13 protein-coding genes are annotated in these 11,770 nt (G+C 30.6%); 2 read left to right on the top strand and 11 right to left on the bottom strand.

The window, feature by feature from the left end; genetic code table 11:
* Positions 1–69 precede the first annotated feature (69 nt).
* Together HNP65_RS01270 and queD are read left to right on the top strand one after the other, a co-directional pair.
* On the top strand, positions 70–927 hold the full coding sequence (locus HNP65_RS01270) for a hypothetical protein (protein ID WP_184618579.1): 858 nt from the start codon (positions 70–72) through the stop codon (positions 925–927).
* A 21-nt stretch (positions 928–948) separates the two neighbouring features.
* Positions 949–1,311, top strand: coding sequence for a 6-carboxytetrahydropterin synthase QueD (gene queD / locus HNP65_RS01265; RefSeq protein WP_184618578.1), 363 nt, complete (start codon positions 949–951; stop codon positions 1,309–1,311).
* A 1-nt stretch (position 1,312) separates the two neighbouring features.
* Here queD and HNP65_RS01260 read toward each other — a convergent pair whose 3' ends face one another.
* The 11 genes from HNP65_RS01260 to HNP65_RS01210 all read right to left on the bottom strand — a co-directional run bounded on the left by HNP65_RS01260 (position 1,313) and on the right by HNP65_RS01210 (position 11,750).
* A complete protein-coding gene (locus HNP65_RS01260; RefSeq protein ID WP_184618577.1) occupies positions 1,313–2,794 on the bottom strand; it encodes a TrkH family potassium uptake protein in 1,482 nt (493 codons plus the stop codon).
* Between the two features lie 2 nt (positions 2,795–2,796).
* Entirely contained in the window at positions 2,797–3,456 is a 660-nt protein-coding gene (locus tag HNP65_RS01255) for a potassium channel family protein (RefSeq protein ID WP_184618576.1), read from the bottom strand.
* Complete coding sequence (locus HNP65_RS01250; protein ID WP_184618575.1) at positions 3,453–3,878, bottom strand: potassium channel family protein; 426 nt, start codon at positions 3,876–3,878, stop codon at positions 3,453–3,455. The genes HNP65_RS01255 and HNP65_RS01250 overlap by 4 nt, the downstream gene beginning before the upstream one ends.
* The gene (locus HNP65_RS01245; RefSeq protein ID WP_126992316.1) at positions 3,862–4,464 is read right to left on the bottom strand and encodes a response regulator; all 603 of its coding nucleotides are present in this window, start codon (positions 4,462–4,464) and stop codon (positions 3,862–3,864) included. Before HNP65_RS01245 ends, HNP65_RS01250 begins: the two co-directional genes overlap by 17 nt.
* A gap of 53 nt (positions 4,465–4,517) precedes the next feature.
* A complete protein-coding gene (tpiA, locus tag HNP65_RS01240) occupies positions 4,518–5,258 on the bottom strand; it encodes a triose-phosphate isomerase (protein WP_281364549.1) in 741 nt (246 codons plus the stop codon).
* A gap of 2 nt (positions 5,259–5,260) precedes the next feature.
* Entirely contained in the window at positions 5,261–6,469 is a 1,209-nt protein-coding gene (locus HNP65_RS01235; RefSeq protein ID WP_184618573.1) for a phosphoglycerate kinase, read from the bottom strand.
* Positions 6,470–6,542: 73 nt separating this feature from the next.
* On the bottom strand, positions 6,543–7,541 hold the full coding sequence (gene gap, locus HNP65_RS01230) for a type I glyceraldehyde-3-phosphate dehydrogenase (RefSeq protein ID WP_184618572.1): 999 nt from the start codon (positions 7,539–7,541) through the stop codon (positions 6,543–6,545).
* A gap of 92 nt (positions 7,542–7,633) precedes the next feature.
* A complete protein-coding gene (locus HNP65_RS01225; protein ID WP_184618571.1) occupies positions 7,634–8,350 on the bottom strand; it encodes a hypothetical protein in 717 nt (238 codons plus the stop codon).
* A 16-nt stretch (positions 8,351–8,366) separates the two neighbouring features.
* Positions 8,367–9,731 carry a hypothetical protein gene (locus tag HNP65_RS01220; protein ID WP_184618570.1) on the bottom strand — a complete coding sequence of 455 codons (1,365 nt, stop codon included), beginning with the start codon at positions 9,729–9,731 and terminating at the stop codon, positions 8,367–8,369.
* 26 nt (positions 9,732–9,757) lie between these two features.
* Positions 9,758–11,062, bottom strand: a complete 1,305-nt coding sequence (fliI, locus tag HNP65_RS01215) for a flagellar protein export ATPase FliI (RefSeq protein WP_184618569.1) — start codon at positions 11,060–11,062, stop codon at positions 9,758–9,760.
* Entirely contained in the window at positions 11,055–11,750 is a 696-nt protein-coding gene (locus HNP65_RS01210; RefSeq protein WP_184618568.1) for a FliH/SctL family protein, read from the bottom strand. Before HNP65_RS01210 ends, fliI begins: the two co-directional genes overlap by 8 nt.
* Between the last annotated feature and the right edge of the window lie 20 nt (positions 11,751–11,770).

Below are 11,770 nucleotides of genomic sequence, written 5' to 3'. Positions count from 1 at the left end.
AAACCTGAGATGTAATCAAATTATCACTCAATATAAAATTAATTATATAATTTACGTGATATAATTAGCTTGAAAGAAGGTGAGAGCATAAAAGTTATTACATTTGGAGATTTTTTAATTTCAGAGTTGAAAAACACACATTTTTCTCCTAAAGAGTCAGAAATTCTTGCTTTTGTTATTTACAAAAAACATGTAAGTGTTGAAAATATATTAGAAAATGTGTGGGAGATTGATCAGATGCCATGCCGCAATGATATAACAGTATTTTTTTCTAAAATAAATAAAAAGTTAAAAAATATTGCAAGATTAAATACTAAAGATTCTATAGTTTCTGTTATGTCTAATAAAATAGAAACAGATTTTGGAAATTTTGAAAGATTATCTTTGGTTTCTTTGGATAAAAAAGATACAAAGTCTTTAAAAAAAGCATTTGATATATACAATGGAGATTTTTTACCATCAGTTTCCTCTGATTGGGCTTTATCAGTAAGGATGTATTATAGACAAGCATTTTTTGAAGTGGGTAAATACTTGGTTTATAGTGAAACAAATGTATCAAATGAAATGATGTATTTAAAAAAGATGATAGATTTGGGGTTGGATTATAACGTGGTAAAATTGATAGTTGAGGAAATAGAAAAAAGATATGAATTTGATTTAGTCTATGAGGATTTTTTTGACTATGTATTGTTGAAAAATAAGCTGATGAGATTTTCATCATATATAGGAATGGTTATAATTTTTGACAAAGAATTTCCTTTGGAGGATAATATAAGAAAAGGAGATATTATTTTAAAAATAGATACCTTAGCATATAAAATATTAATTGAGAGAAATTGGAAGTTATCAAAAGAAAAAGATGTAGAACTTTTTTTAGCAAAACTAAAAGATGAAAATGCAAAGATAAAAAAAGTAGAAATTATTTAAAGTAAGGAGGAATCATTTAAGATGTTACTGGTTTCAAAAGAGTTTACATTTGATGCAGCACATAATCTTGTAAAGTATCATGGAAAGTGTGAAAAGTTGCATGGGCACACATATAAACTAGTAGTTACCGTTGCTGGTGAAAAAGATGAGGAAGGTATGGTTATAGATTTTTTAGAACTAAAGCGTATTGTTAAAGAAAAAGTTTTAAGTAAATTAGATCATTCTTATATAAACGAAATAATTCCACAACCAAGTGCGGAAAATATTGCTGAGTGGATTTGGAAACAATTAGAGACGGAATTAAACAGTGAAAGATATTTTCTATATGAAATAAAGGTATATGAAACGCCTACCTCTTACGTAACATTAAAAAAGAAGATGTAAACTACTTTTTTATACTTTCGGATAAATCATTAATTAGTTTTGCAATAGCGTAAATTACAACTAAAAATTCCAGTCTTCCAGTAAACATTGCAATAGTAAGGGTCCACATTGCCCCAAGGGGCATATTTGGTGAAGTAATTCCAGAAGATAGCCCTACGCCATTCATTGCAGAAGCAAATTCAAACATAGATTGAGTTAGGTTATAACCATATGAGCTTAGTATTAAACTTCCAACGAAAAATGTAAAAAAATACATTGAAAAAACTAGAAAAATTTCTTTAATATCTTCATTCGTAATGAAATTTTTATTTTGCCCTTTCCATGCAGATATTTTGGTAACACTTTTTGATGGCAGAAGAAATTCCTTTACAGAATGTAGTAATACCTTGATAGTTACCCAAATACGATATTGTTTTAATCCACCAGCGGTTGAATCCATACCGCCACCGGCCATCATCAATGAAGTAAGTATAAACATTCCTAAGCCAAAATTGATCCATAAAGGATTTGTTAAATCCACTGTTGAAAAACCTGTACCAGTTAGTGCGGATGTAGTCTGAAATAAAGACTCCCTAAAGCCCTGTGAAAAGGTAGAAAATACTTTTCCAATACCGTTAAAGGCCATTATTAAAGAAAAAGTAAATATTGTTGTGAGCATTAACCAAGGTTCACCATTTTTAAAGAAGGCCTTAAAGTTTCCTTTCCAGAGTGTATAATGAACTCCAAAACCTGTTCCACCTAAAAACATTAGAATGATTGTAACTATTTCAACTCTTAAGTTATTGTACTCTCCAATACTTGCATTCTTTACGGAAAAACCACCTGTTGCAAGAGCAGTTAATGAATGGTTGAAGGCATCAAACAAAGGCATTCCAACTATATCAAGTAGTACTGTTCCTAAAAATGCATAAGTTATATAAATGAGGGTAATAATCCTTGCTGAACGCTTTATGTTTGGAGCAATGTTATCTACTCTACCTTCAGCGTGATATAGACCAAATCCTTTGGGGCCAATGACAGAGCCCATCATTATAAGTGCAAAACCAGCTCCACCTATGAATTGCATTAGACTTCTCCAAACAAGTATTAATTTTGAAACTTTTGAAACATCGGTAAACATTGTCAAACCAGTCGTAGTAAAACCACTTGTTGATTCAAAAACTGCTTGTGAAAAGGTCAAGTTTTCAACTAGTATAAAAGGGATAGAACCTATTAAAACAACAAATAACCATGTGAAAAATACAATAACAGCTCCTTCACGAACTGTAACGGTTGTTGAAGAAACATCTTTTGTAGCTTTAAAAAGAATGTACCCAATAAAAAAAGACAAAAAGGCTGATAATAAAAAGGCATAAGAATTTTTTAATTCATTTGGATAGAATATATTAAATACTAATGGAAAAAGTATAATAATTGTGTAATACATTAAAACTAATCCTATGTTATGAATAATTAGTTTGTACTGTTCTTTTTTTCTCGGCATACTTATTCACCCGTTAATATATCTAGGATTTGTTCTTGAGCAGTTGGTAAACTTACAATATATAATCTATCTCCAGCATTTATTTCAGTATTACCATGTGGAATTATAACTTTTCCCTTCCTTAGTATACCACCAACAACACATTCATGAGGCAAGTTTAAATCCTTTAATAATTTTCCAACAGCTTTTGAGTTTTCAGGTATGTCTATTTTTAAGAACGTTAGTTTTCCTTCTTCAACAGATAAGAACTGTTGAAGTTCTTCCCCAAATAACAAATTTTCTACAGCTTTTTGAAGCATTGTGGTAGTACTGACAACTGCTGTAATTCCTAATTTTTCAAATAGTTCTATATTGTCTGGATTATTTACCAGTGTCACAATATTTTTTACTCCAAAGATCTTTTTTGCAAATTGTGTGATAATAAGATTTTCTTTATCTTTGTTTGTAAGAACAACTATGATATCATCTTCTTCAATATCTAATTGTTCTAGGAGCTTTTTCTTTGAAGCATCACCATGGATTACTACAGCTTTTAGATCTCTTGCAAAATCCTCACATAATTTTTGATCTTTGTTTACTAAATAAGTTTTATATCCTTTACTTGAGAACGATTTTGCAAGGAAATATGCAATTTTTTCACCACCGATTATGACAACTTTCATAAACTTTCACCAACCAATATATTTTTTAAATCACCAATTAGAAGCATAGTAGGTGATACAACATCAATGTTGTACTCTGAAAATAGAACGCTATTTTCTGGATCATAAATTCTTGAAATTATATTTTTTGCTCCAAAATAATATTTACATTGTAGAGAGATTAAAAAATTTGTATTATCATCTTCTGTAAGTACAAATACATAATCTGCTTTAGAAACCTTGGCATTTTCGAGGACATCTTTTTCAGTAGCATCCCCAATAATTGTAAAACCAGTAAACTCAGGTGACAAATTCTCGAATGACTCTTGATTTTTGTCTATTACAACGACACTGTGCCCGATGGATGATGCCATACTGGCAATATTCCCGCCTACCTTACCACAGCCTATAATAACAATAAAAAATTCATTTGTTTTCTTCATCTTTTTTCACCTCAATGTTTTCATCAAGAGACTTTGCGGCATTCAAGTGTTTATTCGCAAGTTCCATATTTCCGCGTTTTTTAAGTAATTCATACATAAGGTAATGTGGTATTGGTGAAGAAGGTGACAGACTAAACATTTTTTTAATAAGTTTTTCTGCTTTATTTAGATCACCAGAATTTAGAAATTCATTTGCCATTCTTAATGCTTTATCGAAAGATTCTTTAGGTTCATCAATTAATTCTTTTACCTTTGAAAGTAATTCTTCTTTGGTAAAAGGTTTTGAAAGAAAATCAACACGTTCGAATTTGAATAATTCAGATAAAATTTCTGGTTTTGTATATGCTGACACAATTAAAATAGGTGTATCAATTGCTTTTTCCCTTAATGCTTTGACAAGTTCTATGCCAGACTTTCCAGGTAATTTTAAATCAGAAATTATAAGATCATAGTTTATATTTTTTTCAAATATGTTTTTTAAAGCTTCTTCAACTGTAGATAGAGAATCATAAGAAAATTCTTCCAAAAATTTTTCAATTAAAAATCTTACATTTCTTTCATCATCAATTATAAGAATGTGTGGCATTTAATTACCTCCTGTAAAAGAAAAACTAGGGGGACTCACCCCCTAGTTCTATATTATATCACTTGTTTTAAAATTTTTCCAAGTTCTATGAAACTTTCCTTAAGACTTGCGCCTCCAACTAGTCCACCATCTATGTCTGGTTGTACTATTAAACTAAAGAAGTTATTTGGTTTAATGCTACCACCGTAAAGTATTCTAACTTTTTCGGCTCTTTCTTTTGAGTACATTTTTGAAATAAGTGACCTTATAAAGCTATGAACTTCCTGAGCTTGAGCTGGAGTTGCAACTTTTCCTGTTCCAATAGCCCAGACTGGCTCGTAAGCTATAATTATTTTTTCAATGTCCTCTATATTTTTTAATCCTTTTTTAATTTGAGTTTCAACTACTGCAAATGTAAGGCCTTCATCTCTTTCTTCAAGTTTTTCTCCAACACAGAAAATAGGCGTTAGACCAACTTCTATAGCTTTTTTTATCTTTTTGTTAATCATTTCATCTGTTTCTCCAAAGATGTTTCGTCTTTCACTATGACCTATTATTACATACTCAACACCAGATTCTTTTAACATTTTCCAAGATATTTCTCCAGTGTATGCACCTTCATCTTCAAAGTACATATTTTGTGCTGCAACCTTAATATTAGAATCTCTTAGAATTTCGTGTACTGCTGGTATCGATATGAAAGTAGGAGCGACTATAATATCAAATTCTTTTTCACCATGAAATGCATTTAGTAATATTGATGCAAAATGTGCAGATTCAGTTGGGGTTTTGTGCATTTTCCAGTTTCCAGCCAATATTAGTTTTCTATTTTTTTTTTATTTGCAATTGATGCTATACCAGGTAATTCTTTTCCTTCTAGGAATTCGAGAGATGCTCCACCACCTGTTGAAACGTGTGATACTTTGTCTTTAAGTCCAAATTTTGAGATTGCTGCTGCACTATCTCCACCACCAATGATTGTAATAGCTCCTTTTGATGTTTCTTCAGCAATAGCAATTGCAACTTCTTTAGTTCCGTTTGAGAAATCTTCTATTTCAAAAACTCCCATTGGCCCATTCCAAACTATTGTTTTAGCACCAGATATACTATTTCTAAAGAGTTCAACTGTTTTAGGTCCAATATCAAGCCCCATCCAACCTTCAGGAATACCATCTTTAATATCAATTGTTTTTGTTTCAACTCCTGCTTCAATTTTTTGAGCACATACAGCATCAACTGGAAGAACTATTTCGGTCCCCTTTTCTTTTGCTTGTTCTAAAATTCTTTTTGCAAGATCTAACTTATCATCTTCAACTAGTGATGAACCAACGTTGTATCCAAGAGATTTTAAGAAAGTAAACATCATAGCGCCGCCGATTAAAATTTTATCTGCTTTATCAAGAAGGTTTGTTATAACCCCAATTTTGTCTGAAACTTTTGCACCACCTAATACAACAACATATGGTTTTTCAGGATTAGTTGTAGCTTTAGATAAGAATTTAATTTCTTTTTCCATTAAAAATCCAGCAACACTTGGTATATACTGTGCAATTCCAACATTACTTGCGTGAGCTCTGTGGGCTGTTCCAAATGCATCGTTTACATGTATATTGGCAAGTTCAGCCCATTTTTTCGCAAGTTCTGGATCATTTTTAGTTTCACCTTTGTCAAATCTTGTGTTTTCAAGTAAAATAACATCTCCTTCTTTTGCATTTTTAACTTTTTCATTTACAATTTCTCCATAAAGTTCTGGAATGAATGTAACCTCTTTTCCAAGAAGTTCGCTAAGCCTTTTGGCAACAGGTGCAAGAGAAAACTCAGGTTTTCTTTCGCCTTTTGGTCTTCCAAGGTGTGAAAGTAAAATCACAATAGCACCGTTTTCAATAGCATGTTTTATTGTTGGAAGTGCTTCAACTATTCTTGTATCATCAGTAATTTCTCCATCTTTCATAGGAACGTTAAAATCAACTCTCATTATAACTCGTTTTCCTTTTAGATCTATATCTTTTATTGTTAATTTTTCCATATTTTATCCCTCCCTGTTAATTTTAATAATGGGGGCAACACGGCCCCCATTTATGGAAAAAGTTTATTAGTTTTTATAATTTCTTTTCTACTAATTCAAGTGTATCAACAACTCTGTTTGTGTATCCATATTCGTTGTCATACCATGAGAATACGTTTACCAATGTTCCGTTCATAACTTTAGTTAATGTCGCATCAAAGATTCCAGCAAATCTTGTTCCAACAATATCACTACTTACAATTGGTTCAGTGTTGTAACCAATAATTCCTTTTAATTTACCTTCTGTAGCTTTTTTGATTACCTCATTTACTTCTTCAGCTGAAGTAGCTTTTTCAACTATTACACTTAATCCTGTAAGTGAGCCATCTGGTGTAGGAACTCTTATTGCCATTCCATCAAGTTTTCCCTTTAATTCAGGAACAACCACTGCAACTGCTTTTGCAGCACCAGTTGTTGTAGGAATTATGTTAACAGCAGCTGCTCTAGCTCTTCTAAGATCTTTGTGTGGTAAGTCTAAAATTCTTTGGTCATTAGTGTAAGAGTGTACTGTAATAAGGTGACCAGTTACTATTTTAAACTCATCATTAATTATTTTTGCAATTGATGCAATTGAATTTGTTGTACAAGATGCACAGGAAATGATATTGTGTTCAGAAGAAAGTTGTTCTTCATTGCAACCAAAAACTATTGTAATATCTTCACCTTTAGCAGGAGCGGTAATTACAACTTTTTTTGCACCTGCTTTTAAATGCTTTTCAGCACCTTCTCTGTTTCTAAATACTCCTGTAGATTCTACAACAACATCTACACCTAGTTCTTTCCATGGAAGATTTTCAGGATCTCTTTCTGCAAAGATTTTAATTTCCTTACCATCGATTATAATAGAGTTTTCTGTAGCTTTAACTTCATTAGGTAGTACTTTGTGTACTGAATCGTATTTGAAAAGATGAGCTAATGTAGCAGCATCGGTTAAATCGTTGATAGCAACAACTTCAATGTCACTATTGCGGCGTATAAGTTCCCTAAGAACTAATCTTCCTATTCTTCCAAAACCGTTGATAGCTATTTTCATACTTTTCCCTCCTTTTTATATGGTCCTCGTGAAAAATTTTACTATCTTTTTTTAACAACCAATCAGTATTTTTGATAAAAATTTTGTTACAGTTAAAAAAGTAGTTCTATATTATGTACCATCTTTAAATCAATAAATATAACACCTATTGCTGTTTCAATTAAGAAGCTATTAGATTCAAATTTTAAAATTTTCGCATATATTTTTGCGCCATCTTTAAGTGTAAAAAGAGAATTATATTTTGAGTTTTCAGGGAAAATCACTTTTTCAATCAGGTTAGTTGGAATTGATATAATTCCACGTTCTACGATAAATGTTATTATATCACCAAGCCTGGATGAAAAGACAGCTGAAAAAGTATCACCATTTTTTAAAGTTACTTTTAATTTGTCGGTTTTTCCAGGAACAACAGATGTGTTTTGTGAAAGATCTAGTTCTGTAGAACTTTCAATGAAATTAATATATTTTATGGCCTCTCTACTTGAAAATACAAAAGTTCCGCTATCTGGTAAAAGAACTGTTCCGGAGTTTCCATCAAATTTGGTTAATTTTCCAGGAATTCTTATCCACTCACCTTCATTAGGTTCTATCCATACCCCAGAAGTTGGTGTAGCTTGTTCGTCAAAGTAAACTTCTTTTACAATATCGGTGTAAGAAACGATTTGGCCAACTAGAGATTTAATACTTAAAACACCAGAATTTATTGTTTGAATTTCCCCTTTTATTTGGCTTCCATCTTTTAATACTACCGTATCAGAAAATAAAATACAGGAGGTAATTACAAAAAGAATTAATATTAACTTTTTCATGTGATCCCCCTTTTCTTTATAGGTTATAATTTACTTTTACAAATATTGAGAGGTCAAATATTGTTTTATTTTCATCTGACGGAGCATAATATGGCTTTTTAACATTATCGTTTACTTCTTCAACTAATTTTAAAACATTGAGTATTTTTTCCAGTTTAATGAATCCGCCTAATTCCATTATACCAAATTTTTTTGATAAGTTTAAAGATAAAAGGAAGGTCTTTTCGATTTTCCCCTCATTTAAAAGATTAAATCCACGTTCATATGTTGAACTATTCTTCTCTGTCCAAGGATTTATTGGCGACTTTGTCCCAGAAAGAATAAATTCAAGAACTCCACTTAATTTAAAATCCTTTGAATATTCAAGACCTAATAAAAGTGCAAGATTATTTTCACCATATTTGTATCCAATGTAATTATCCTTATAGTCTATTATACAATTTTTTATTTTTTCAACTACAAAGTAAGTATATCCATAATATAGAGGATTTCCTGAGTCAGCTGAAGGTTGAAATGTGTATTTTGTTGCACCAGCACTGAATATTTTAGCTTTCAGATAATTATTTAAATTGTATGTTCCTCCAAAAGACCATGCAATCTTATCAACTGTTGGATTATCCGGGTTAAAAAATCTATTTGCATTAAAATCATCTATGAGTATTTGTGCATATAAATATTTTTCAAAATCTTCATATGTTGCAAAAAATCCCATTAAAGAATTGTCATTAAAACTTCTTATTCCATTGTATGAAACATTTTCATGGTAGTATTGTACAAAAAAGTTTGGTAAAGGATTAGAAAAATATTCAAAATCGAATAACCTGTTTACATATACTGAAGCTTCTTCATATCCAAATGTAAAATTTCCATACTTTATGGCATAATATTTTAAGTTTAATCCCTTATCAATAGAACTTTTTGTTGACAGATTTAGGGGCACAAAATCATCATATGAAATTAAAATATATCTTGATTCATACTTAAAATTATTATCTTCAAACTTAAAAGAAATAGTTGGCTTTGAATGTCCAAGAGACGAAATAAATAATGAATACGGAGAGTTAACAATATCATAGTTTTCTAAATTTCCAAATGAGATTTTTACGTTATTAAGGTTTAAACTTACTCCGGAATTTTTAAATTTTATGTAATAATCACCGTAGAATTCTTCGTAAAAAACTGGAAATTTTCCATCGTTTGAAAAAGTCATTTCTACAAAAAAAGAAAAATTATCGTTTTGATATTTAATGGCAGGAGTAAATACATTTGAAAAGTACTTATTTGTATCTGATGTATATATTATATTTTCATACCTTAATGAAAATGTTGTTGCAAATATTGTTGATGTAAGTATTAAAAATATTAGAAAAAGCTTTTTCACTTTAGCCCCCTCTTTCTTAAAAAGTTTTAGATTTTATTTGCAATTGAAATTAGATAATCAACAGTATCTTCAAAGTTCATTTTTTCATCAACGGATTGCCTTAAAAATTTGTTTATTTCATCAATTAATTCTATTGCTTTATCAATTTTTGGATTCGTACCTTTTTTGTACGCTCCAACATCTATTAAATCCTTTGCATCGTAATAGGTGGCAAGAAGATCTTTAATTTTCAATGCTGCAATTTTATGTTCTTTTCTAGTAATATCATTCATTAGCCTGCTTACACTCATTAAAATATCAATTGCTGGATAGTGAGCAGATTCTGCAAGTTTCCTGGATAATATTATATGACCATCAACAATACCCCTTACAGTATCCGATATAGGCTCGTTAAAATCATCTGATTCAACAAGAACAGTATATATACCGGTTATGCTTCCTTTATCAGAATTACCAGCCCTTTCTAATATTTTTGGTAACCCTGCAAAGACGCTTGGTGGATATCCCCTCGTTGTAGGAGGTTCGCCTGTTGCAAGTCCCACTTCTCTTTGTGCCATTGCCCATCTTGTAAGTGAGTCAACCATTAAGAGGACGTTATAACCTTTGTCCCTAAAATATTCTGCTATAGAAGTTGCTGTAAGTAATGCCTTAACTCTTAGGAGAGCGGGTTGATCAGAGGTAGATACAACAACAACTGAGCGTTTTAAGCCTTCTTTTTTTAGATCTTTTTCAATAAATTCCCTAACTTCTCTTCCTCTTTCACCGATTAATGAAATAACATTAATATCTGCAGAAGTATTTCTGGCAATCATTCCAAGCAATGTACTTTTTCCAACACCACTGCCTGCAAAGATACCGATTCTTTGACCATAACCTAATGTTAAAAAACCATCGATTGCTCTAACTCCAACAGAGATAGGAGTAGTAATTCTTTTTCTAATTAATGGATTAGGAGCTTCTCTTACTATAGGTATTTTTTCTTTTGTGTATATCTTTGTACCATCAAGCGGTCTTCCAAGAGAATCTATAACTTTTCCGAGTAACTCTTCAGAAACAGGTACACTAACATATTCACCTGTTTTTAATACTTGACAACCTTTTTTTAGACCACTTATGTCTTCTAATGGCATTAATATTATTCCATTATCGTTAAAACCAACTACTTCAGCGAGGGTCTTTTTGTAGTCGGTGATAATTTTACATAATTCACCTAAAAAGGCATCTGGCCCTTTTGATTCTATAGTTAATCCGACAATCTTACTTACTGATCCTATCTTTTGATAAGGATTAAAATTTTCAATTTTCTTTTTTAAAAGTTCTAATCTATTCATTGTTTAATACCTCATCGATTATTTCATTTATTAATTTTATTTGAAAATTCAGGCTGGTGTTAATAGTGCCGCTTTCTGTTTCGGCTATAACGCCTGAATGAACATTATTGTCTTCTATTATTTCTATTCCTCGGTAACGTAAATGATTTAAAGTTTCCTCATCGAGCAACTTTATATCTTCTGGATTTAGGTAAAGCTTTACGTTTTTCATTCCTATAATATGCATTAAAACTTTTTCAAGTTTTCTTTTTGTTACTTCTTCATCTATTTCTTTTTCTAAAAATTTTTGAATTATTGTTTTTATTAAATATAACATGTCGTTACTTAATTCATTAACTTTTTTTTCTAGCTTTTCTTCAAAATTATTGCTTATTGAAATGATTTTTTGATTAAGGTCATTTATTTTCTGATTTATTTCTTCGAGTTCTTTATTTTTTATTTGTGATATTTCGCCTAATGCTTTATTTTTTATTTCTTCGGCTTCTTTTTTTGCAGATTCAATAATATTTTTTGCGTTTGTTTTTGCCTCATTAACAATTTTTATAGCCTCTTTTTTGGCTTCTTCAAGAAGTATATCTTTTTGAATTTCTTTATTATATTCACTTGATAAATTTTTATTTTCTTCAATATTTTCACTCTTTATTAATTGAGGAGTATCTATATAAACGTATCTTTTTTTTATGATCATATTTAACACCTCTTGAAAAG

It is taken from the genome of Thermosipho japonicus (assembly GCF_014201655.1).
GTDB lineage: Bacteria > Thermotogota > Thermotogae > Thermotogales > Fervidobacteriaceae > Thermosipho > Thermosipho japonicus.
The sequence above is the reverse complement of the archived record's forward strand: the minus strand, read 5'-3'. Positions and strand labels throughout refer to the sequence as shown.

Excerpts from the sequence above, each read along its gene's own strand:
- queD (WP_184618578.1), top strand. The coding sequence starts at position 949 with ATGTTACTGGTTTCAAAAGAGTTTACATTTGATGCAGCACATAATCTT.
- HNP65_RS01260 (WP_184618577.1), bottom strand. The coding sequence starts at position 2,794 with ATGCCGAGAAAAAAAGAACAGTACAAACTAATTATTCATAACATAGGA.
- HNP65_RS01255 (WP_184618576.1), bottom strand. The coding sequence starts at position 3,456 with ATGAAAGTTGTCATAATCGGTGGTGAAAAAATTGCATATTTCCTTGCA.
- HNP65_RS01250 (WP_184618575.1), bottom strand. The coding sequence starts at position 3,878 with ATGAAGAAAACAAATGAATTTTTTATTGTTATTATAGGCTGTGGTAAG.
- HNP65_RS01245 (WP_126992316.1), bottom strand. The coding sequence starts at position 4,464 with ATGCCACACATTCTTATAATTGATGATGAAAGAAATGTAAGATTTTTA.
- HNP65_RS01235 (WP_184618573.1), bottom strand. The coding sequence starts at position 6,469 with ATGGAAAAATTAACAATAAAAGATATAGATCTAAAAGGAAAACGAGTT.
- gap (WP_184618572.1), bottom strand. The coding sequence starts at position 7,541 with ATGAAAATAGCTATCAACGGTTTTGGAAGAATAGGAAGATTAGTTCTT.
- HNP65_RS01225 (WP_184618571.1), bottom strand. The coding sequence starts at position 8,350 with ATGAAAAAGTTAATATTAATTCTTTTTGTAATTACCTCCTGTATTTTA.
- fliI (WP_184618569.1), bottom strand. The coding sequence starts at position 11,062 with ATGAATAGATTAGAACTTTTAAAAAAGAAAATTGAAAATTTTAATCCT.
- HNP65_RS01210 (WP_184618568.1), bottom strand. The coding sequence starts at position 11,750 with ATGATCATAAAAAAAAGATACGTTTATATAGATACTCCTCAATTAATA.